We start from the raw sequence: 21,837 nt of genomic DNA, 5'->3' as shown, positions 1-21,837 counted from the left end.
GGCCTTATTCCTTCGACTTCCAACACCCGCTGCTTGTTAGTGCCTTTGGCACAAGTAAAAGTATTAGATACCCGGTGGTGACCGGGAGCACGTTTCTTTTCTTTGCGTCGCCAAAGAAAAGAAACCAAAAGTCCCGCAGAGCGGGATAGCAAAAGGCGGCCCAAGGTCAAAAGCCGTGCCCCTCGGGGGTACCCCCACAACGATGCAGAATGCTTCGAATGCAGGTTGCAGGGGGAAACGAACCGTCTGTATGCAAGGATGGTTTACGCGCATCCTGCGTCCCCTCGGTCGGTCGGCGTGATCAGCTTTGTTGTTTGGTCTGCTTTAACTGCAGGTGCAGAACCAGGCTAGAACTTTGCGGCCCTCGTAGCCCGGATGGAGCGAAGCGGGAATCCGGGGCCGTAATGCCTCAATAAGTCGCTCCAACAAGGCTTTACCGGCAATGTGTTATTGCATAACTACGGGCTTCCACGCAACGAGTCCAAGACTACCCGCCTCCTAAACCGGCTTAACCAACTCCCCCAACAACTCCTTCACCCGCGCCGCCCGCAAAGGTGCCTCCGGCCAGTTGCCGTCCACCCGCAAGCGATCCTGCCCAGCCAGTCGATAGTTCTTTTTGGACTGGATCAGCGTAATGATCTTGATCGGTTCAACCTGGGTGTTCTTGGCAAAGTTGATCACAATGGCCGAATCTGCAGCGTCGATTTTGGTGATGCCCATCGGCTTGGCCAGCATGCGCAGTTTGTGGCAATCAAGCAGCACTTTGGCCGGATCAGGCAGCAGGCCGAAACGGTCGATCAACTCTTGCAGCAAATCATCCAGTTCTTCCAGCGTTTCGCAGTTGGCCAGACGTTTGTACAAGCTCAGACGCTCATGCACGTCGGGACAGTATTCGTTCGGCAACAAGGCAGGCGAATGCAGATTGATTTCGGTGGTCACGCCCAGCGGTTGCGACAAATCGGGCTCGATGCCTTTCTTGAGTGCCTTGACGGCTTCGTTGAGCATTTGCGAATACAGTGAGAAACCAATTTCCTGCATTTCACCCGATTGCGAATCACCCAGCACCTCACCCGCGCCGCGAATTTCCAGATCATGCATGGCGAGAAAGAAGCCGGAACCCAGTTCTTCCATCATCTGGATCGCTTCGAGGCGCTTCTTGGCGGAGGCGGTCAGGCCTTCCAGATCGTTCACCAGTAAATAGGCATAGGCCTGGTGGTGACTGCGACCGACCCGGCCGCGCATCTGGTGCAGCTGCGCCAGGCCGAATTTGTCGGCGCGATTCATGATGATGGTATTGGCGTTGGGGATGTCGATCCCGGTTTCGATAATCGTCGTACATAAAAGGATGTTGAAGCGCTGCGCGTAAAAGTCGCGCATCACATGCTCTAGTTCGCGCTCGCGCATCTGGCCGTGGGCCACGCCAATGCGCGCTTCGGGCAGTAAGGCGGCGAGGCGTTGGTGGGCGTTCTCGATGGTTTCTACTTCGTTGTGCAAGAAGAACACCTGACCGCCGCGCTTGAGTTCACGCAGCACGGCTTCGCGGATCACGCCATCGCTGTACTTGGCGACAAAGGTTTTCACCGCGAGGCGGCGCGATGGCGCAGTGGCGATGACTGAGAAGTCACGCAGGCCTTCCAGACTCATCGCCAAGGTGCGCGGGATCGGCGTGGCGGTCAGCGTCAGCACGTCCACATTGGCGCGCAAGGCTTTCAGCTGTTCCTTCTGGCGCACGCCAAAACGGTGTTCCTCGTCGATGATCACCAGACCGAGATTCTTGAACACCATGTCGGGCTGCACCAATTTGTGCGTGCCGATGACGATATCGACCGTGCCGTCTTCCAGCCCTTTCATGGCCGCCGCGACTTCTTTGGTGGAACGAAAGCGCGACAGCTCGACAATCTTCACCGGCCAGTCCGAGAACCGGTCGGTAAAGGTCTGGAAATGCTGTTCGGCCAACAGGGTAGTTGGCACCAGTACGGCCACTTGTTTGCCACCGGCTACCGCTGCAAAGGCCGCGCGTAGAGCGACTTCGGTTTTGCCAAAGCCGACATCGCCGCACACCAACCGATCCATCGGTCGACCCAAACGCATGTCGATCAACACTGCCTCAATGGCAGCGGCTTGGTCGGCAGTTTCTTCAAAGCCGAAGCCTTCGGCAAACGCGGCGTAGTCGTTGTATGACCAGTCAAACGCATGGCCTTCACGTGCTGCACGGCGGGCGTACAGGTTCAAGAGTTCGGCAGCGGTATCGCGTACTTGCTCGGCGGCGCGGCGTTTGGCTTTATCCCAAGTGCCGGAACCCAGTTTATGGATTGGTGCGGCCTCGGGCGAGCCACCGGAATAGCGGCTGATCACGTGCAGTTGCGACACCGGCACGTAGAGTTTGTCGCCGCCGGAATATTCAATCAGCAACAGCTCTGTTTCGCCTTCACCCAGGTCCATCGACATCAAGCCTTGGTACAAGCCGATGCCGTGGGCTTCATGTACTACCGGATCGCCGATTTTCAGCTCGGACAAATCCCGCAGCATGCTGTCGGTATTGCTGCGTTTTTGCTGTTTCTTGCCGCGGGCCTGCGCAACAGCGGCGTAGAGATTGCCTTCGGTGATGATCGCCAGCTTTTCATCAGGCAGCACAAAGCCGCGATAAAGCGGCGAAGGCGCCAGCATGACGCGGTCTTTGGCGTTGACGAAACCTTGCCAGCTATCAGTCAGCGCGGGCTTGAGATCATAGTCGGCAAAGTATTGCGCCATGGTTTCGCGGCGGCCCAGACTCTCAGCGCAGATCAGCACGCGACCTTTGAATGTGTCGAGAAATTGCGTGAGCTTGCTCAGCGGGTTTTCAGCGCGGCGATCCACATCCAGAGGCGGCAGCGGTTGCGCCAGTTCGGCCGGAGCAGCAATGAATTCAAGCCGGGGCCACGCTTTGAACGCGGTGAACAGCGCATCCGGCATCAAGTACAGATCGTCCGGTTTCAGAATGGGCCGGTCTTTTTCGCCAGACAGATTGCGGTAACGCTCTTGCGTGTCGTTCCAGAAACGTTGCGACGCCTCATGAATATCGCCATGTAGCGTCAGTAGCGCGGTGGACGGCAGGTAGTCGAACAGCGTGGCCGTGTGTTCAAAGAACAGCGGCAGGTAGTACTCGATACCGGCAGGCGTGGCGCCGCTGGAAATATCCTTGTACAAGCGGGATTTGGACGGATCGCCCTCGAAGACTTCACGAAAGCGCTGGCGAAAGCGCGTGCGGCCACCGTCATCAATCGGGAACTCACGCGCCGGCAGCAGGCGCACTTCCGGCACCGGATACAGACTGCGCTGGGTATCCACGTCAAAGGTGCGGATGGTTTCGATTTCTTCGTCAAACAAGTCCAGCCGGTAGGGCAGCGTGGAGCCCATCGGGAACAGATCAATCAACCCGCCGCGAATCGAGAACTCGCCGGGGCTGTAAACCTGGGTGACGTGGCTGTACCCGGCAAACGCCAGATCAGCGCGCATCTTTTCCGGATCAAATTTCTGCCCCTTCTTGATAAAGAAGGTGTAGCCCGCCAGGTATTCCACCGGTGCCAGCCTGCCCATGGCTGTTTGCACCGGCACAATCACCACATCGGCCTGGCTTTCGCGGATTTGCCATAGCGTGGCCAGCCGTTCGGAGATCAAATCCTGGTGCGGCGAGAAATGATCGTAGGGCAGCGTTTCCCAGTCCGGCAGCATCACCACGCTTTTTTCCGGCAGCAAAAAGGCCAGCTCGTCTTTTAAGCGGGTGGCCTCGTGCGCGGCATCGGTGAGAATCACCAACGGGCGTGCGGCACTGGCATAACGCGCCAGCAGCAGGCTATCAGCGGAACCAGGAGGCAGAGCGAGTTGCAGGCGTTCGCCTGCGCGGGGAAGGGCGGGAGCGGACACGGCGGGATCGTCGGGGGCGGCAAAGTGGCCATTATACGTGTGTGAGAGATGAGGGGTGAGGAGGAGTTAGCAGTGAAGGGCAACGGAGGAGGTCTGTGGCCCTCGACCCGTCATTCCCGCCAAGGGGGCCGCCCAGGTCGGGAATGACGAATTCGTGGTTGCCTTGAGTTGTCAGATACTTGCGCACCTCGCACCTCGCACCTCGCACCTCGCACCTCGCACCTCGATTTATCGGGATGCCCTTCAATGCTGTAAACTGACGCCTTTGCAAAGTACCCGCCACACTTGCTGGCAAGGCATCATGGATCACAAAGTCATACACGGTTTTCACGCGGTCGGTTCGCGCCTTAAACGCTTTCCCGATAGCGTCATCGAGCTTTACCTGAATGCCGCCCGCATGGATCAGCGCTCCAAAGACCTGGCGCGTCTGGCCGAAGCACAGGGCTGCAAAGTCTTGCTGGTGGATACCAAGCGCCTGGATGGCTTGACCGCAGGTGGCAAACATCAAGGTGTAGCCGCGCTGATCGACGCTGGCAAGTCGTACATCACCGTAGATGATGTGCTGGATGATCTGGACGAGCCGCCATTCTTGCTGGTGCTTGATGGCATTACCGATCCGCATAACCTGGGTGCGTGTTTGCGCGTGGCCGATGCGATGGGTGTGCATGCGGTGATTGCGCCCAAAGACAAAGCGGTAGGTATTACCGCAACCGTATCCAAAGTAGCCTGCGGCGCGGCGGAAGTCGTGCCCTACGTGATGGTGACCAATCTGGCGCGTACGCTGCGTGAGTTGCAGGAGCGCGAGATCTGGATCGCCGGTACAGCGGCCGAGGCCGATACCGATCTACATCACTTCAGCAATACCGGACCGCTGGCTTGGGTTCTGGGTAGCGAAGGTGATGGCATGCGCCGGCTGACGCGCGAGCATTGCGATGTACTGGTGTCGATTCCGATGTTCGGCTCGGTGGAGAGTTTGAATGTCTCGGTGGCCAGCGGGATCGTGCTGTCAGAGACGCGTCGCCAGCGGACGATGGCGGCGAAGTAATCGCGCGATGGTTTCTGGTTTTGCCAGCAATAAAAAAGGACGGGATAACCCGTCCTTTTTTATTGCCCTCGCAGCCTGTCCTTGTAGCCCGGATGAAACGAAGCGGGAATCCGGGGAGCGATGCCGGCGAGGTCAAGGCATCTATTTCAAATGGTTGTATCGCAACCCCGGATTCTCGCCAGCGGCTTTATCCGGGCTACGCTGATCAGCAATCAATTCCAGCCAGCCGCATTTTTTTTCGTCGACTTGGCTTTGGTTTTGCTTTTATTACTGTCGCTGGCTGAGGTGTCCTGCAGGTCCAGATTGTTGTCGTAGGCCGACTTGATTGCGTTTGCCAGTTGCAAAACAGCGGTAGCGTACAACGTGCTGCGGTTATAGCGCGTTACCACGTAAAAATTGTTGAAGCCCATGTAGTAGCTGGTGTTGCCTGCTTCAGTCTCCAGGCTGAACAACACCGCTTGCTGGGTGGTGTCGGTTTCGCTGAGCGGTTGCACGCCTTTTTGCATCAACTCGGCCACGGTGTAATGCAGGTTGAATTTATCTGCCAGCAGATCATCTTCGGCGGCGCTGACGTTCACCGGGGCATAAGTGTCGCCATCACGCTGCCAGCCGTGAGCGGCCAGGAAGTTGGCGACGCTGGCAATGGCATCTTCCGGTGTGCCCCAGATATCTCGATGATGATCGCCAGTCCAGTCGACTGCGTATTCGCGGAAACTGGACGGCATGAATTGCGGCATGCCCATGGCACCGGCATAGGAACCCATAAAGGTCAGCGGATTTTCGTTTTCTTCTCGCGCCAGCAGCATGAACTGGGTGAGTTGATCTTTGAAGTAATCCGCGCGACGTGGGTAATCGAAGGCGATGGTGGTCAGCGCATCAATCACGCGGAAGGTGCCGGTGGTGCGGCCATACAGTGTTTCGACACCCAAAATGGAAGTGATGACTTCCGCAGGCACACCGTATTTATCGCTCACCGCATCCAGCGTATCGGCATAGCGGCGCATAAAGCGGGCACCACCCAGAATGCGCTGGTTGTTGATGAAGTTCTGTTTGAACTGGTACCACGGGCGGCCAGTAGAGGGGCGATCCAGCACCGTAATAATGCTCGGCTTGGTATTCACCTGTTGAAACAGCGCGGTCAGGTCGTCGCGATTGAAACCCTGAGTGGCAGCCAGGTTATCGAGATAACTCTGGACTTCCGGGCGTTGCAACAACGCGGTGTCGGCGTGGCTGATTGCGGGAACAAAAGCCAGCAGGGTGGCGGAAAACAAGGCGGCGCGTAACTTCAAAAACATGGGCGATCCGGAAATGGGGTTGTGCTGCGTTTGACTGGCGCGCGGCGGGTGTCGCCAGCGCATGCGGTTGTTATGTACGTATTGTGGGTTATTTATACTTGATCTTGATGACTCTGATACCCGCCAGAGGCGTTGCCGGATGACGTGCACCCATTCAGACAGTGGCCAGAATCTGGTTGGCGTACCTTACCGAATCGAGCTCAAAAAACAAGGTGCCATATTGCTCGAACTGATGACTTGCATAAAACGCCAGGGCATTGTGGTTCTGACTGTTCACCGATAACCAGTAAGTGGCATCAGCGGCCTGGTCTTGCGCGGCATTGGCACAGGCGTGGAGCAAGGCAGAGCCTATCCCTTGACGAGCGAAGTGGGGCAATACATACAAGTTTTGCAGTTCTGTCGAGGTGTGCGGCACCGCCGGCTGGTATGAATCAAAGTCCAGCAAAGCGTAACCCAGCAGATGTTCGCCTTGCTCGGCAACGATGACACGATGGCGTGTGTTGTTGATGCAGTGTTCGAAGTGCTGTGGCGTGAACTGTGTCAGCACATAATCGGCCAGCGCCGGGCGGATGCCGTCGGTGGCATAAGTATGCAGCCACACCTGAATGGCAAGTGCAGCCAGGCAACTGGCATCATCCGCACGGGCGGGGCGCAGGCAAATTTCCGGGTTCATTGGGACAGCGCGCTGGATAACAATTTAGCAGTGACATCCACAATCGGGATGATGCGTTCATAAGCCATGCGCGTCGGACCAATCACTCCCAGCGTGCCAATCACCTGGCCGTTGGCGTGATAGGGCGCCGTGATGATGGAGCATTCGTCCAGTGGCGCCAGACCCGATTCGCCGCCAATAAATATCTGGACACCCTCAGCGCGATTCCCCAGTTCCATCAGTTGCAGCAGGGCGGTCTTGCGTTCAAACAATTCAAACAGCTGGCGTAAACGACCCATGTTGGCGGCCAGATCGTCGCTATCGAGCAAGTTGCGTTCACCGGAAATCACCAGATCTTCGGCTTCGCCACCCAGCACAGTCTGGCCGTACAACACAGCTGTATTGAGCAACTCGGCCAACTGGCCCTTCACCGCGCGGACTTCGTTTTCCACAAACGAACGCAGGCCACGCCAGGTTTTGCCAGTGCAATGCACGTTCAGAAAATTGGCCGCTTCGATCAGATCGCCAGGCGGGAAGCCATTTTTCGTCTGGATGATGCGGTTTTGCACATCGCCATCACTGGTTACCAGAATCAGCAACACACGTTTATCCGACAGCGGCAGAAACTCGATATGCTTGAGTACGGCATCCTGGCGACGCGGCGACATCACCACACCGGCAAAATGGGTGAGTTGCGACAACAAGTTGGAGGCGGCGGCGATAGTGCGTTGCGGGTTATCCAGTGGCAGGCTGCCTGCATCCACGGCGATTTTGTCCAGCGGACGCACTGCCATCAAACTATCGACAAAAAAGCGATAGCCCAAAGACGTGGGAATACGCCCGGCCGAGGTGTGCGGGCTGGCTACAAAACCAAGTTGTTCCAGATCGACCATCACATTGCGGATGGTGGCCGAACTGATATCGAGACCCGAATATTGCGACAAGGCGCGCGAGCCGACAGGTTGGCCGTCGGCGATATATCGCTCAACCAGAGTTTTCAGAAGGATTTGTGCACGATCGCTAAGCATGATCCGATTCTAATGTGGATTGATGGTTGGCGTTAATTATCTCGCCATCATCTGTTGGCCTCGTGTCTATCAAACTGGAGCGAGAGTGCCAAGCGCCACCCCCTTGTGGTTAAATGCAGCCGTATTTGTCTGGATCAAGCCATGCAGAGCCTATTTAAAACCATTGTGCTGGTCGGCCGCTTTAACACCCCTACGCTGGGTGGACCGTTGCGTCAGCTGTCGGTGATGCTGCAGGCACTGGGCGTGCGCGTGCTGATCGAAGCTGAAGTAGCAAGTGAACATGGCATTACCGATATCCCCACGGTGGATCGGCTGGCGATCGGCAAACTGGCCGACCTGGTGATTGTGCTGGGCGGTGACGGCACCATGCTGGGCGTGGCGCGGTTGGTTGCGCCGTATCGTATCCCGGTCATTGGCGTGAACCAGGGCCGCCTGGGCTTCATGACCGATATCCCGCTCAAGGATATGGAACAAACTATCGGCAGCATGCTGGCTGGCGCATTTGTGCCCGAAGAGCGCATCTTGCTGGAAACAGTGGTCAAGCGCGAAGGCAGTAAAGACCAGACCACGGCGCTCGCGTTTAACGACGTGGTGTTCAGCCGCGGCTCTACCGGCGCCATGATCGAGTTCGAAATCTTCATTGATCGGCAATTTGTGTACAGCCAGCGTTCCGACGGCTTGATTGTCTCCACGCCCACCGGTTCTACCGCGTATGCTCTGGCGTCTGGCGGCCCGATTCTGCATCCGAGCCTGCCCGCGATTACCTTGGTGCCGATCTGCCCGCAGTCGTTGTCCAACCGGCCAATTGTGATCAACGACACCAGTGAAGTTGAATTTCTGCTGACGCGTAATTCCGATGCCCGGGTTTATTTTGATAATCAGGCCGATTGCGAATTGCGCGAGAAAGATCGTGTCATCATCCGCCGCCATCGCAACACGCTGCGCATCCTGCATCCGGTGGGTTACAACTACTACGACATGCTGCGCGACAAATTGCACTGGGGCGAAAAGCTCCTCTGACCTGCGAAACCCATGCTGCTCTCTCTGAATCTGAAAAATTTCGTGATTGTTGACCGGCTGGCGCTCGATTTCGCTGGCGGGTTAAGTGTATTTACCGGCGAAACCGGCGCGGGCAAATCGATTGTGATCGATGCGCTGGGCCTGCTGCTGGGTGACCGCGCCGAAGTCGGGATGGTGCGCCACGGCACCGACAAGGCCGAGCTGGCCGCAGAATTTGACATCAGCGATCTGAAAATCGCCAAAGACTGGCTGGCCGAAGCCGAACTCACCGGTGACGATGCCGATATCGTCAATTTGCGCCGCACGCTGGATACCCAAGGCAAAAGCAAAGCCTTTATCAATGGCACCGCCGCCACGCTGGCACAACTGAAAACACTGGGCGAGATGCTGGTGGATATTCATGGCCAACACGCGCACCAGTTGCTGTTGCGGCCAGAAACTCAACGCAATGTATTCGATGCCTTTGCCGGTGCCAGCGATCTGGCTAGCCAAGTCACTGCTGATTGGCGCCAATGGCAACGTGCACAAGAAGAATTCGACGCTGCGAGCCGTAATGCGGCTGCCTTTGAAGCCGAACGTGAGCGCTTGCAGTGGCAGATCAATGATCTGACCGAACTGGCGCTGGGCGACAACGAGTGGGTTGAACTGCAAGGCGAACACAAACGCCTGCAACATGCCGCCAGTCTCATTGATGGCGTGCAAGCAGCGTTGTTAGTCCTGAGCGATGACGATGAAAACTGCCAGGGCTGGCTGAGTGGGGCTACACGCCGCCTGCAAGAACTGGCAGGTTATGACGAACTGCTCAACCCCTCGTTGGAGTTGCTGGCCGGGGTGGATGCCCAATTATCTGAGGCCGTGAGCGAATTGCGCCGCTATGCAGATCATCTGGAACTCGACCCTTCGCGTCTGGCTGAGGTCGAGTCACGCCTCGACGCCATCTGGAGCATGGCCCGCAAATACCGGATTGAGCCGCCAGATCGTTTGCCGGTAGTGTTGGCGGAGTGGTCAGCCCGGCTGGATGAACTGGGTGGCGGCGAAGGCTTGGCGCGCTTGCAACAAGCTGCCAAAGCGGCGCAAACCCGTTATGAGGCCAGCGCCGCCAAGCTATCCGCCCTGCGTCAACGTCATGCCCCGGCGTTTGCCAAGGCAGTGACCGCAGAAATGAAACCACTGGCGCTGGCTGATAGCCGCTTTGAAGTGGCCCTGACTGCCACCGTCCCCAGTGCGCATGGCCTTGAAGATGTGGATTTTCTGATTGCACATGGCGATGCCCCGGCGCGTGCCATGGGCAAGATTGTTTCCGGCGGTGAGTTGTCGCGAATCAGCTTGGGGATTCAGGTCATCACCAGTGCTTTGTCGGGCGTGCCGACGCTGGTGTTCGATGAGGTGGACGTAGGCATCGGCGGGCGCGTGGCCGAGATCGTAGGCCGCATGCTGGCCGGGCTAGGGCAGAAGCATCAGGTGCTGTGCATTACCCATCTGCCGCAAGTCGCCGCATGCGGCGGTCAGCATTATCTGGTCAGCAAAGCCAAGAACAAGGAAGGCATTGTTAGCCACGTCGCCTCGCTGGATAACGTCGGCCGCGTCGAAGAAATCGCCCGCATGCTCGGCGGTGTGGAGATCACTGAAACCACGCGCCGTCACGCTGCAGAATTGCTTGGCCATGTCTGACCCGGTTTTGTTTCCTATTGCTGCAATGCCCGAATCGTGGACTGAAGCGCAAATCGGCTTCATGCAAGAAGCTTTGCTGGAAGCCGCGCGCGCGCAAGAACTGGGTGAAGTGCCGGTCGGCGCAGTTGTGGTGTTTGAGGGTCGCATTATCGGGCGCGGCTGTAATCAACCGATTACGACGCATGATCCATCAGCCCATGCCGAAATGCTGGCGCTGCGCGCCGCGGCCCAGACGCTGGGTAACTACCGGCTACCAGGGTGCGAGCTCTACGTAACGCTGGAGCCCTGCCTGATGTGCGCAGGCGCGATGATGCATGCGCGACTGGCTCGTATCATCTACGCCACCACCGACCCCAAGACGGGTGCTGCAGGTAGCGTCATTAACCCCTTTTCGGATCGCCGCCTTAATCACCACACCGCAGTGGTTGGCGGACTGCTGGCTGATGAGGCCTCCGCCCAGCTCAAGGCGTTCTTTGCGCTACGCCGCAAATTGCAAAAACAGCAGCGGGAAAGCGCTGCCAATCCCGATCTTCCGCTGACCTGAATCAACGGGTGTTGCTCAAATTGCTCGCTATGCCAGGCGCATGCGCGTGCCATCGTTTTGCCATGTTAGAGTGGCGGCCATGGCTGCGCGTAAGACGTAGCTGTGACCATGTAAGAACATAAACAGATTGCGAACACGGTGTGCCCGAAACGGCCGCGGCAGTTGCGCAGCAAGGGCGCCAGTTGCTTTGCAACTCAGGCATAAAACCCGAACGAGGATGACGGAATGAAAAGGCTATTACTGTTGCCATTTTTTGTGGCAGCGGCGCTTGCGCACGCAGATACGGTGGTATTTCAGGACGATTTCAAGGGCGATCTGTCGCAGTGGGTCGGTCAAAACGGCGACGGCACAGTGCCCATGCATGGGGTGATCGTTGACGATCCGTTGCGCCCCGGACAAAAAGCATTGAAGTTCACCAAGAAAGTCTTTGGTGGCGACATGTTTTCCAAGGTGCAGTTTGCTGAAGGCAAGAAATACACACTGAGCTTTGATTATCTTGGCCTGTGTAGCTCCAACTGCGGTGGCGTAGTGGGTTACACCGCAGACTTCCCCGGTCGCGACAACTGGCTAGCCGGTGCGGCCAAGCTGGGCGGCGGCGCGGACAAGCTCAAAGATAACAAGCAGTGGAATACCTACAACCTGGACTTCAAAGGCAAGTTCCCTTTCCATTTGGCCCTCGAACATTGGACCAATGGTGATGGCGATGCTGGGGATTCGCTGTTTGCCAATTTCAAACTGGTGGAAAAGGGTGACGGTGGCGGGGACGCCAAGGCACCGGCCGCTGCTGCCGTTGTAGCTGGTGGCGTTGCAGCCCCGACTTCACCACAGTTCGTGGCCTACTACCCGGCTTGGGCTCCGACCAAATCCGGCTATTACGTAAAGAACCTGGAAACCAGCGGTGCGGCCAGTCAGGCAACTGTGATCAACTACGCCTTTGCCAATGTGGTCGATAACAAATGCGTAGTGGGTGATCCAGATGCTGATTACAAAACGGTGATCGATGCCGCTCACACGCTCGATGGCAAGGTTGATGCAGGCACCAACGGGCTATTCGGTAACTGGAATCAGCTTAAGCAACTCAAGCAAAAACACCCGAATCTGAAAGTGGTGATTTCGCTGGGCGGCTGGACTTGGTCCAAGAATTTCTCCGATGCCGCTCTGCCAAAAAACCGTGAAGCATTCGTTAAATCCTGCGTAGATACCTTCATCAAAGGCAATATCGCCGGTAAAGATGGCTTGGCGGCCGGGGTGTTTGATGGCATCGACATTGACTGGGAATACCCGGGCAGCGCTGGTAACGAAGGCAATGTGGTACGCGATGAAGACCCAAAGAACTACACCGCGCTACTGGCCGAATTCCGCAAACAGCTGGATGCACTCAAGCCAGGTTACTTGTTGACCGTGGCGGCAAGCGCTTCGTCGTCGGTTTATGGTTCGATCGAAAGCGACAAGATTCAGCAATCGCTGAACTGGATCAACCTGATGACCTATGACTTTGCCGGTCCTTGGGACAGCACCACTGGCTATCAATCCAACCTGTTCACCGGGCCTAAAGATCGCCTCTCCATCGATATGGCAGTCAAAGACTATATCGAAAAAGGCGTGCAGCCCGCCAAACTGGTATTAGGCGTGCCGTTCTATGGCTACGGCTGGGTGACCGGCTCAATGGACAACCACGGCATTCATCAGGCCGTGAAAGCCAAGGCCAAGGGCACGCCGGATGAAGGCGTGGCCACCTATGCCGAAGTCAAAGCCAAGGCGGGCGACGTGTTCCGTGACGACAAGACCAAAGCCATCGTCAAGGTTTCCGGCAACGAAGCGTGGGTTTATGACGACCCACAAGTGCTGAAAGACAAAATCGACTACGTGAAAAAGATGAAGCTGGGCGGTATGATGGCTTGGGAAATCTCTCAAGATACGCCTGACGGTGAGTTGAGCGGCACCATCTACAATGGTCTGATCAAGCATTAAGCAGGTAATCCATTGTGCAAGTAGTAAAAACGGGGGCTGTATGGCCCCCGTTTTGTTGGTGCAAAAACCATGAAAATAGTCATTGATCTGGCCGCACAAACACTGTGTTTGCTGGATGAGCAACAGCAAGTCATCAAGCAATACCAGGCCTCAACCGCTGCCGCCGGTATCGGTGAGCAACAGGGCAGTATGCAAACGCCGCGCGGCTTGCACGTGGTCCGGGCAAAAATCGGTGCCGGCCTGCCCATCGGCGCGGTATTGCGTGGACGACGCCCCACCGGTGAGGTTCACACGCCAGAACTGGCCGAACAGTATCCGGAGCGGGACTGGATTCTCAGCCGCATTCTCTGGCTCAGTGGCTGCCAGCCCGGGTTCAACCGGCTCGGGCAAGTGGACAGCATGCGTCGCTATATCTACATCCACGGCACCCCAGACGACCAGCCCATGGGTATTCCTGCATCGCATGGTTGCGTGCGCATGCGTAATGCGGATGTGGTGGAGCTGTTTGAGTTGGTTAAACCTGATTGCCAGGTTTTGATGTTGGACGGTGAGCCGGAGCCCCGGCAGCAATATGTGGCAAATGTCCCGCAGAACGCATTGGCTGGTCTGCAACAACACTTGCATCCAATGACAATTGCCATGCCGATATCTCCTGTACCCGCGCTCAGTGCCGATGCATGGGCGCTATGGAGCGCAGAAGGTCGCTTGCTTGCATTGGCAACATTAACAGGCAGTATGGGGCTGATGCTTTGGCGAGCAGAGGCTGAGGGTGCAGTGCCGGACTGGAAACAATTGCTTGCCGCCATTATTGAGGGTGCGCGCAGTTGGCAGTGGTTTGAGCTGCGTATCCTGACTGTTCCAGCATTTGTTGCCAATGCTCAGTCGCTTGACTTCGAAATCGTGCGGTGCTTGCCGGAAGGCATATTGCTACGCTACTGGCTCGGTCAGCCTCAAACCTGAGTGAGTGGCCAGGATTGCGTATGCGCAGTGCTATTTCGTCGCAGACAAGAAGCCTGCCGCATAAGTCACGGGTAGGGCTGGACGGCACGGCTGACAGCTATGCTGGTGTACGACACTCGCAAGGGGATGAAAAAGAAAAAACCGGGTTTCCCCGGTTTTTTCCTGCAATGTGGCAAACCTTGAGTTCAGATTAGAAATCCGAACGCAGGCCTGTCAGCACGGTGTACGAGGTTTGGCCATTCTTGGCAACCAGCGAAACCGAGTTGTTCTGGAACGAGAACTGCTGACCTGTTGTCTTGCCGTCGTTCTTCAGACCAACAGCAGAAGTGTACCAACGGGTTTGCTTGCTCAGGTAGTACACGCCGGACAAGGAGTACTGCTGGCCGGTCAGATCGTCAACGCCGTAAACCTTGTTCGAGCGGCTGTACAGACCTTGCAGCTCAAACTTCGGGTTGAACCAGTAGTTACCTGTCACAACGTAGTTGTTCCAGCTGGTGCTCTTGGCATGAGTTGCAGCCGTTGCAACATATGAGGAAGCTTCTTCGTTGGAGATATGTTCCCAACCTGCGCCCAGACCCAGACCGAAGTCAAAGGTGTAGCCAGCAGCCAGTTGGTAACCTTCAACTTTGGCACCGTCAGCGATGTTGTAAGTGGTGGCGCCCGTCGTGGCATTTGTTGTGCCAGTGGTGTCGGCCACAGAAATGCCGCTAACTTGAGCAAAGTTGCGATCCTTGGCGTATTGATATGCCAGGGATGCGTTAAAGCCACCGATGTTGTACAGGGCTGCGATGTTATAAATCGGCGCACTGCCGCTAGCTTGTGGGGAACCATCCAGGCCAACGTTGGCACGGATCTGGAAACCACCCCAGGTTGCCGACTCATAAGCCAGGTTGTCGTTCAGGCGGGTAGCCAACTGGGAGAACGTTGCGTTCTTGCCCTTATAGTCGGTCGAATCCAGGAAATCGTCGAACAGCGGCGAAAGCTTCGAGGAAGTCAGCACGTTCTTGTAGGTGCTGTCGAAGTTACCAGCGCGGAATGTACCGAAGTCAGGCGCAACAAAACCGATGAAGGAGTTACGACCGCCCCAAGCGCCGCCACCGAAACCCTTAGGCTTGGTGCCGTTGCTGTCTGCAGAAGCTGCAGCTGCACCGATACCGGATTCAAGTTGCCAAATGCCAGTCCAGCCGTTGTCCCACTTGTCGGTACCCTTGAAGCCGATACGCGAGGAGGAATCAACAATACGGGTTTGGCTGCTGACCGCTGGCGACTTGCCGTTCAGGTCACCAAAGCTGTCATATTCAACGTCAGCGCGGATAGAACCGTAGATGGTCACATCGGCCATTGCGATCGGGGTGAGGAAAGCAGCAGCCAGTGCGGCAACCATGATTTTTTTCATTTGAACTATCTCCGTTTGCGGAAAACAATGCAGATGCTTTTATTACATCTGCAACTCTGAAACCTTGGCTAGATAAATACGCTCAACAAGGCGTGGATTTAACATTGCCGGATCACACTGAAAGATCGAGTAAACCGTGGTTTCGTTCTGACTGGTTTGTTCGGCATTTACCGAATCGTCTTCTTCTGAAACCGGCGCCAGTCTAGGGCCGTATGATGACAGAAATATGACATTTATAGGTTTCAGGGGTCTTATAACTTGTTTTTATATTCCTATAAGTGGCAGAAACGCCCCTGAAATGGCCTTTTATTGGGGATAACCACTAAAAAATGACATTGGTTTTACGCGTTGTTGTTGTAAATAAACAACTACAAAATGGTATGAGGGGAGTGGATATCAGACCCCTCTCTGCTAACAGCGCTTATGTGTCGCTTAATAAATAATCAATTAGCCACAATATCCGCCACAAAAGGCAAACCTGAAGGCCGTTTCAATGCAAAACGCCCGGGACAAATGCCCGGGCGGTGCTGTTTTTGAACCGTAAAGAGATAACGGTTGCTGGTTGCTTGACTCTCTTTAACTAAATAACCCTGCCAATGCTTTACCAGGATTATCTGCGCGCATGAATGCTTCTCCGACCAGGAAGGTATGAACATTGTGCTCACGCATTAATGCCACGTCGCTGGCATCCATAATGCCGCTTTCGGTGACAACAATCCGGTTGCCATCAATGCGCGGCAGCAAATCCAGTGTGGTTTGCAGACTGACTTCAAAGGTGCGCAGGTTGCGATTATTGACGCCAACGAGTGGCGTTTTGAGTTCCAGAGCCAGATCCAGTTCATCACCGTTGTGTACTTCAACCAGAACGGCCATGCCGAGCGCATGCGCGGTGGCTTCCAGGTCTTTCATTTGCGCCAGACTCAATTCGGCTGCAATCAACAAAATGCAGTCGGCCCCCCAGGCGCGGGCTTCGAATACCTGGTATTCATCAATCATGAAATCTTTGCGCAGGGCAGGCAGTTCGCAGGCTGCGCGTGCGGCCTTGAGGTAATCGGCGCTACCTTGAAAATAATGGATATCAGTCAGCACTGACAGACAAGCTGCGCCATGTTCGGCGTAGCTTTCAGCAATCGCGGCGGGCACAAAATCAGCGCGGATAATGCCTTTGGATGGGCTGGCCTTTTTAACCTCCGCAATCACACCTGCTTTACCGGCTGCGTGTTTGGCGCGCAATGCACCGACGAAATCGCGCTGATCGGTGCTGGATTCGGCTTCTTCACGAATCGCATGCAAGGGGATTGCTTTACGCGCGGCGGCGACTTCGTCCACTTTGGTGGCAATGATTTTTTTCAGAATGTCAGACATGGCAAATCAACCCGGGAATTGCTTGGTAAATTGAATCAGTTCGGCCAGTTTGGCCTTGGCCTTGCCATTGGCGATGGTTTCACTAGCCAGCGCAAAACCATCGGCCAGGCTGTCCACGACATTGGCCGCATAAATTGCCGCGCCCGCGTTCAGCACCACGATATCGCGGCACGGGCCGCTTTCATCGTTCAGTACGGCCTCAACAATGGCTTTGGACTGCACAGCATCGCCCGCATGCAACTCGGAGATATGGCAGAGCTTGAAACCATGATCGCGCGGATCAAAATCGTATTCGCGGATTTCGCCGTCTTTCAATTCGGCAATCCGGGTTTGGTCACACAGGGTGATCTCATCCAACCCGTCTTTGCCATGCACGATCAGCACATGCTTTGAACCCAGTTGGCGTAACACGCGTGCTTGAATACCGACCAGATCCGGATGGAACACACCCATCAACTGGTTTTCGGCCTGAGCTGGATTGGTCAGCGGGCCCAGAATATTGAAAATGGTACGTACGCCCATTTCCTTGCGCACAGCGGCTACATGCTTCATCGAACTATGGTGGCTCGGTGCAAACATGAAACCGGCGCCCACATTATCGATACAGGCGGAGACTTGTTCTGCGGTCAAATCCAGCCGCAGACCCAGCGCTTCCAGCACATCGGCGCTGCCGCTACTGGAGGACACCGCGCGGTTGCCGTGCTTGGCTACGCGCCCGCCAGCAGCAGCAACCACGAACATCGCGGTGGTCGAGATATTGAAAGTGTGGGCCTTGTCGCCACCGGTGCCGACGATGTCTACCAGGTGGGTGCGGTCTGCGATGGCAACAGGCAGCGCAAACTCGCGCATGACGGTCGCGGCGGCGGCAATTTCAGAAACTGACTCTACCTTGGTGCGCAGCCCCATTAGCAGGGCCGCGATTTGCACCGCTGGCATCTGGCCAGTCATGATCTGCCGCATCAAAAACAGCATTTCATCGTAAAACAGTTCGTTCTGGTCGATTAGCCGATTCAGGGCATCCTGGACGGTAATGGTCATGCGGGTAACTCCTGGAGAATGGGAAAGCGCGAGCGGTATTGGCTGAGTCGGCGGCTCAGGCCCATTCCTTCAGGAAGTTATCCAGCATCTGATGACCGTGTTCGGTCAAAATGGATTCAGGGTGAAACTGCACGCCCTCGATCGGCAATGTTTTATGGCGCACGCCCATGATCTCGCCGTCTTCAGTCCAAGCCGTCACTTCCAGACAGTCGGGCAGGCTTTCGCGCTCGATCACCAAAGAGTGATAACGGGTGGCGGTAAACGGAGAGGGCAGGTCTTTGAACACGCCCTTGTTGGTATGGCTGACCGGCGAGGTCTTACCGTGCATCAGGGTTTGGGCGTGCACGATTTTGCCGCCATAAGCCTGACCGATGGATTGATGCCCGAGGCACACGCCCAAGATCGGCAGCTTGCCGGCAAAGTGTTCAATGGCAGCGACTGAAATACCGGCCTCAAGCGGAGTACATGGCCCGGGCGACACGACCAGGTATTTCGGCTGCAGCGCTTCGATCTGTTCGATGGTGATTTCGTCGTTGCGGTACACCACAACATCTTGTTTCAGTTCACCAAAATACTGCACGAGGTTATAGGTAAACGAGTCGTAGTTGTCGATCATCAACAGCATGGTGAGTTCTCCAGTATCCGGTAAGAGTCAGGCATCAAGGCCGCGTTGAACCAGCTCGGCAGCGCGCAATACGGCGCGGGCCTTGTTCAGCGTCTCTTGCCATTCGCTTTGCGGTACGGAGTCGGCCACGATCCCGGCGCCCGCCTGCATATAAAGCGTGTTGTTTTTTACTACGGCGGTCCGCAGCGCAATGGCCACGTCCATGTCGCCATTAAAGCCAAGATAACCCACTGCGCCGGAGTAAACCCCGCGCTTGCTTGGCTCCAGTTCGTCGATGATTTCCATGGCGCGCACTTTGGGCGCACCAGAAACCGTACCAGCCGGGAAGGTGGCCTTGAGCACGTCGATATTGGAAAGGCCCGGTTTAAGCTTGCCTTCCACACTGGAAACAATGTGCATCACGTGGGAGTACTTTTCCACGATCATGCGATCCAGCACTTTCACGCTGCCGATTTGCGCCACACGCCCGGTGTCGTTGCGACCCAGATCCATCAGCATGACGTGTTCAGCAATCTCTTTGGGATCGGCCAGTAGTTCTGCGGCCAACTCCTGATCTTCTTCCCGTGTTTTGCCGCGTGGGCGGGTGCCGGCAATCGGGCGCACCGTGATGGTTTCACCTTCCAGCCGCACCAGAATCTCTGGCGAGGCGCCGACGACGTGCATGTCACCAAAGTGGTAGAAGAACATGTACGGCGAAGGATTGAGCGAGCGCAGTGCACGATAAAGTGAGAGCGGCGACTCATGGAACGGCAATTGCATGCGTTGCGACAACACCACTTGCATGATGTCGCCATCCAGAATGTATTCCTTGGCCTTGCCAATCGCCTCTTTGAAACGCTCCTCGCCAAATTCCGAGTTCGGTGTGGTAACGCTTTCTGCCGGGCCTTGCAACGGCATCGGTGCGGGCTCGCGCAGCTTCATGCGTAGCTCCCACAAGCGCGCTTCGGCTTTGTCGTAGGCTTCGGGTTTGGCTGGGTCGGCGTAAACCACCAGATAGAGCTTGCCGGAGAGATTATCTACAACGGCCAGTTCTTCAGATAACAGCAATTGAATGTCTGGTGCACCAATCACATCCGGCTTTTGCACGTGCGCCAGTTTGCGCTCGATAAAACGGATGGTTTCGTAGCCAAAGTAGCCGACCAGCCCGCCAATAAAACGCGGCATATTGGCCGGGATGGAGGCTTTAAAGCGTTGCTGATAGCTATTGATGAAATCAAGCGGATTGCCATCAAAGCTTTCGATGATCCGGTCGTCGTGGATTACATCAACATGTTCGCCATTCACCGTCAGGCGAGTACGTGCAGGCAAACCGATGAAGGAATAACGACCAAAGCGCTCGCCACCGACGACGGATTCCAGCAAATAGGAATACGGACGATTGGCCAGCTTGAGATAAACAGAAAGAGGGGTGTCCAGATCGGCAAACAGCTCGAGGACAACGGGAATACGGTTATAGCCTTGTGCAGCGAGCGCTGCGAATTGTTCACGCGTCAGCATGACTTACTCCGAACGAATTATGGTTTGAGACAAAGCGAATAGGCTTGCGGCCGCTATCAGCAGCTACGCCATCGCCATTCAAGCCAGATATCGTTGGAGTGGAATGCCATATTGGTAATCAGGTCTGCGTAAACAATGAAGAGGAATTTCGGGATTCATCTTGCCGAACTTGCCGGAATTGGTCAACCCGCAGATGCACGCTGGCCGGAATGTGTGGTCCCGGCCAGCCTTTGGTGCTTGTTATCCACTCCAATCCGCCGACTACGGTTGCGGCGGTGGCGCTTCTTTAGGCCAGAGTAACCAGATGCGCCCTTGCTGTTTGGTATGGCCAGCCAATTCGCCAGCGGCGTCGCCAGTGCCCCAGAACAAGTCGGCGCGTACGGCGCCGGCAATGGCGCCGCCGGTATCTTGTGCCGCCAGCGGCCGGTTGATGGCCTTGTTGTTGTCCGGGCGGGTGCTAGAGAGCCAGATCAGGCTCCCCAGCGGCACCGCCTTGGGATCAATCGCCGCGCTATATTCGGCTGTTAGCGGTACACCCAACGCGCCTTGTGGGCCTTCATTGGAGGGCGGCAAGACGCGGAAAAAAACATAGCTCGGATTGCTGGCAAGTAATTCGGGAATCCGTTTCGGATTAGCCGTCGCCCATGCCCGGATCGCCTGCATGCTGACCTGGCCGGACTTCAACTGACCTTGTTCGACTAGCCAGCGGCCAATCGGCTTATAGGGTTGGCCATTCTGATCGGCGTAGGCCAGACGCATTTGACTGCCATCGGCCAAGCGCACCCGGCCAGAGCCCTGAATCTGCAGAAACTGCAAATCCATCGGGTCTTGCAACCAGGCCAAGACCGGCGCGGTTACGCCTTTGTCGCCAATGCTGGCTGCATCCGGGTAGGGCACCAGCTTGCGGCCCTGCAGCTTGCCGCGAACGCGCTTGCCTTTGAGTTCCGGATAAAGATCATCTAGCGCTACGATGATCAGATCATCCGGCACGCTGTAAACGGGCACTGTGGCTTTAGCGGTTTTGCTTTGGCTACCTGGATAAACCGGCTCGTAATAGCCGGTAATCAAGCCAGTCTGGCTGCCATCCGGATTTTGCAACGCGTAGGGCTGTAACCGGTTCTGCAAGAAGCTGCGCACCGCGCCGGCATCTTGCGGCACGTTGGCCGCATCCTTGCATGTTGCCGCCCACGTAGCATTGCGTGCCAGTTTGGGGCAGCCACTACGCCAGGCGTTGAACCCGTTGACCATCTCAACATCCGTGGTCGCTGGCACGTCGCTCCAGCTGACACTCTGGTATTTCACCGCGGCGGGCTGCGGAGTTGGCGTGGGTGTTGGAGTGGGGCCAGGTTGCTGCGTCGGCGGGGTGGTACACGCAGCCAGAATGGCAGCGCAGCACGCGATGAAGGCGCTGCGCCAGGAAAGGGCGTAGTTCTGGAACAGGTGGTCTTGTTTGTTCTGTTTTTGCTGCAATTTCATCCGCCATGGCCTCCGTCGGCTGGTTTGGGGTCGAGTCCCTGTCGCAGTGCGACCAGTCCGGCCTTTTGCAGTTCCAGCGTTTTGGCTGTCATTTGCAACATGCCCACTTGCACGGAAAGCCATTGCTCTACCGTTTTGAGTTCCGCCAGTTTGCGATCGATTTCTTCTTCGGTGAGTGGCGGCATGAATGGATTGGCGCCACTGGGCGGGTTTTTCCACATCTGGGTGAAAAAGCCGAACGGATCTGCAGGATTGAATTCGCTCATCTCATCTCCTTGTCGCCATCGTTGAATAAACCAATCACCAATCACCAATCACCAATTAGAACATTGGACTGACTGCACGGCCACT

17 protein-coding genes are annotated in these 21,837 nt (G+C 56.2%); 6 read left to right on the top strand and 11 right to left on the bottom strand.

Going from position 1 to position 21,837, the window contains the following annotated elements; translation table 11 throughout:
• Nucleotides 1-498 precede the first annotated feature (498 nt).
• Nucleotides 499-3,903 carry a transcription-repair coupling factor gene (mfd, locus tag N7220_RS01215; RefSeq protein ID WP_283149651.1) on the bottom strand — a complete coding sequence of 1,135 codons (3,405 nt, stop codon included), beginning with the start codon at nucleotides 3,901-3,903 and terminating at the stop codon, nucleotides 499-501.
• 298 nt (nucleotides 3,904-4,201) lie between these two features.
• On the opposite strand from mfd, the gene rlmB reads away from it, so the two are divergent.
• Nucleotides 4,202-4,948 (top strand): 23S rRNA (guanosine(2251)-2'-O)-methyltransferase RlmB, encoded by a 747-nt coding sequence (gene rlmB, locus N7220_RS01210; protein WP_283151465.1) that lies wholly within the window; start codon nucleotides 4,202-4,204, stop codon nucleotides 4,946-4,948.
• Between the two features lie 212 nt (nucleotides 4,949-5,160).
• Here rlmB and mltB read toward each other — a convergent pair whose 3' ends face one another.
• The 3 genes from mltB to hrcA form a co-directional block, all read right to left on the bottom strand.
• Entirely contained in the window at nucleotides 5,161-6,243 is a 1,083-nt protein-coding gene (mltB, locus tag N7220_RS01205; RefSeq protein WP_283149650.1) for a lytic murein transglycosylase B, read from the bottom strand.
• Nucleotides 6,244-6,397: 154 nt separating this feature from the next.
• The gene (locus N7220_RS01200) at nucleotides 6,398-6,916 is read right to left on the bottom strand and encodes a GNAT family N-acetyltransferase (protein WP_283149649.1); all 519 of its coding nucleotides are present in this window, start codon (nucleotides 6,914-6,916) and stop codon (nucleotides 6,398-6,400) included.
• On the bottom strand, nucleotides 6,913-7,923 hold the full coding sequence (gene hrcA, locus N7220_RS01195; RefSeq protein WP_283149648.1) for a heat-inducible transcriptional repressor HrcA: 1,011 nt from the start codon (nucleotides 7,921-7,923) through the stop codon (nucleotides 6,913-6,915). The genes N7220_RS01200 and hrcA overlap by 4 nt, the downstream gene beginning before the upstream one ends.
• A gap of 141 nt (nucleotides 7,924-8,064) precedes the next feature.
• On the opposite strand from hrcA, the gene N7220_RS01190 reads away from it, so the two are divergent.
• The 5 genes from N7220_RS01190 (at nucleotide 8,065) to N7220_RS01170 (ending at nucleotide 14,089) form a co-directional block, all read left to right on the top strand.
• Nucleotides 8,065-8,943, top strand: coding sequence for an NAD kinase (locus N7220_RS01190; RefSeq protein WP_283149647.1), 879 nt, complete (start codon nucleotides 8,065-8,067; stop codon nucleotides 8,941-8,943).
• Between the two features lie 12 nt (nucleotides 8,944-8,955).
• Nucleotides 8,956-10,614, top strand: coding sequence for a DNA repair protein RecN (gene recN, locus N7220_RS01185; protein ID WP_283149646.1), 1,659 nt, complete (start codon nucleotides 8,956-8,958; stop codon nucleotides 10,612-10,614).
• Nucleotides 10,607-11,158, top strand: coding sequence for a tRNA adenosine(34) deaminase TadA (gene tadA / locus N7220_RS01180; RefSeq protein WP_283149645.1), 552 nt, complete (start codon nucleotides 10,607-10,609; stop codon nucleotides 11,156-11,158). Before recN ends, tadA begins: the two co-directional genes overlap by 8 nt.
• A gap of 225 nt (nucleotides 11,159-11,383) precedes the next feature.
• Nucleotides 11,384-13,129, top strand: coding sequence for a glycoside hydrolase family 18 protein (locus N7220_RS01175; RefSeq protein ID WP_283149644.1), 1,746 nt, complete (start codon nucleotides 11,384-11,386; stop codon nucleotides 13,127-13,129).
• 69 nt (nucleotides 13,130-13,198) lie between these two features.
• Entirely contained in the window at nucleotides 13,199-14,089 is an 891-nt protein-coding gene (locus N7220_RS01170) for a L,D-transpeptidase family protein (RefSeq protein WP_283149643.1), read from the top strand.
• 190 nt (nucleotides 14,090-14,279) lie between these two features.
• Here the strand turns inward: N7220_RS01170 and N7220_RS01165 are convergent, their stop codons facing one another.
• The 7 genes from N7220_RS01165 to N7220_RS01135 all read right to left on the bottom strand — a co-directional run bounded on the left by N7220_RS01165 (nucleotide 14,280) and on the right by N7220_RS01135 (nucleotide 21,752).
• Nucleotides 14,280-15,485: a porin gene (locus N7220_RS01165; RefSeq protein WP_283149642.1), complete on the bottom strand. Its 1,206-nt coding sequence runs from the start codon at nucleotides 15,483-15,485 to the stop codon at nucleotides 14,280-14,282.
• Nucleotides 15,486-16,061: 576 nt separating this feature from the next.
• Entirely contained in the window at nucleotides 16,062-16,850 is a 789-nt protein-coding gene (gene trpC / locus N7220_RS01160) for an indole-3-glycerol phosphate synthase TrpC (protein ID WP_283149641.1), read from the bottom strand.
• Nucleotides 16,851-16,856: 6 nt separating this feature from the next.
• On the bottom strand, nucleotides 16,857-17,888 hold the full coding sequence (gene trpD / locus N7220_RS01155) for an anthranilate phosphoribosyltransferase (protein ID WP_283149640.1): 1,032 nt from the start codon (nucleotides 17,886-17,888) through the stop codon (nucleotides 16,857-16,859).
• 55 nt (nucleotides 17,889-17,943) lie between these two features.
• Nucleotides 17,944-18,513, bottom strand: coding sequence for an aminodeoxychorismate/anthranilate synthase component II (gene pabA, locus N7220_RS01150; RefSeq protein ID WP_283149639.1), 570 nt, complete (start codon nucleotides 18,511-18,513; stop codon nucleotides 17,944-17,946).
• A 27-nt stretch (nucleotides 18,514-18,540) separates the two neighbouring features.
• Nucleotides 18,541-20,010, bottom strand: coding sequence for an anthranilate synthase component I (trpE, locus tag N7220_RS01145; RefSeq protein ID WP_283149638.1), 1,470 nt, complete (start codon nucleotides 20,008-20,010; stop codon nucleotides 18,541-18,543).
• A 261-nt stretch (nucleotides 20,011-20,271) separates the two neighbouring features.
• On the bottom strand, nucleotides 20,272-21,486 hold the full coding sequence (gene mltA / locus N7220_RS01140; protein WP_283149637.1) for a murein transglycosylase A: 1,215 nt from the start codon (nucleotides 21,484-21,486) through the stop codon (nucleotides 20,272-20,274).
• Nucleotides 21,483-21,752, bottom strand: a complete 270-nt coding sequence (locus N7220_RS01135; RefSeq protein WP_283149636.1) for a PhaM family polyhydroxyalkanoate granule multifunctional regulatory protein — start codon at nucleotides 21,750-21,752, stop codon at nucleotides 21,483-21,485. Before N7220_RS01135 ends, mltA begins: the two co-directional genes overlap by 4 nt.
• Nucleotides 21,753-21,837: the final 85 nt, after the last annotated feature.

The organism is Silvimonas soli, from assembly GCF_030035605.1.
Classification (GTDB): domain Bacteria; phylum Pseudomonadota; class Gammaproteobacteria; order Burkholderiales; family Chitinibacteraceae; genus Silvimonas; species Silvimonas soli.
This window is presented reverse-complemented; position numbering and strand designations above follow the sequence as displayed.

Coding starts and splice junctions, on each gene's coding strand:
- mltB (WP_283149650.1), bottom strand. CDS start 6,243: ATGTTTTTGAAGTTACGCGCCGCCTTGTTTTCCGCCACCCTGCTGGCT.
- N7220_RS01200 (WP_283149649.1), bottom strand. CDS start 6,916: ATGAACCCGGAAATTTGCCTGCGCCCCGCCCGTGCGGATGATGCCAGT.
- hrcA (WP_283149648.1), bottom strand. CDS start 7,923: ATGCTTAGCGATCGTGCACAAATCCTTCTGAAAACTCTGGTTGAGCGA.
- N7220_RS01190 (WP_283149647.1), top strand. CDS start 8,065: ATGCAGAGCCTATTTAAAACCATTGTGCTGGTCGGCCGCTTTAACACC.
- recN (WP_283149646.1), top strand. CDS start 8,956: ATGCTGCTCTCTCTGAATCTGAAAAATTTCGTGATTGTTGACCGGCTG.
- tadA (WP_283149645.1), top strand. CDS start 10,607: ATGTCTGACCCGGTTTTGTTTCCTATTGCTGCAATGCCCGAATCGTGG.
- N7220_RS01175 (WP_283149644.1), top strand. CDS start 11,384: ATGAAAAGGCTATTACTGTTGCCATTTTTTGTGGCAGCGGCGCTTGCG.
- N7220_RS01170 (WP_283149643.1), top strand. CDS start 13,199: ATGAAAATAGTCATTGATCTGGCCGCACAAACACTGTGTTTGCTGGAT.
- N7220_RS01165 (WP_283149642.1), bottom strand. CDS start 15,485: ATGAAAAAAATCATGGTTGCCGCACTGGCTGCTGCTTTCCTCACCCCG.
- trpC (WP_283149641.1), bottom strand. CDS start 16,850: ATGTCTGACATTCTGAAAAAAATCATTGCCACCAAAGTGGACGAAGTC.
- trpD (WP_283149640.1), bottom strand. CDS start 17,888: ATGACCATTACCGTCCAGGATGCCCTGAATCGGCTAATCGACCAGAAC.
- pabA (WP_283149639.1), bottom strand. CDS start 18,513: ATGCTGTTGATGATCGACAACTACGACTCGTTTACCTATAACCTCGTG.
- trpE (WP_283149638.1), bottom strand. CDS start 20,010: ATGCTGACGCGTGAACAATTCGCAGCGCTCGCTGCACAAGGCTATAAC.
- mltA (WP_283149637.1), bottom strand. CDS start 21,486: ATGAAATTGCAGCAAAAACAGAACAAACAAGACCACCTGTTCCAGAAC.
- N7220_RS01135 (WP_283149636.1), bottom strand. CDS start 21,752: ATGAGCGAATTCAATCCTGCAGATCCGTTCGGCTTTTTCACCCAGATG.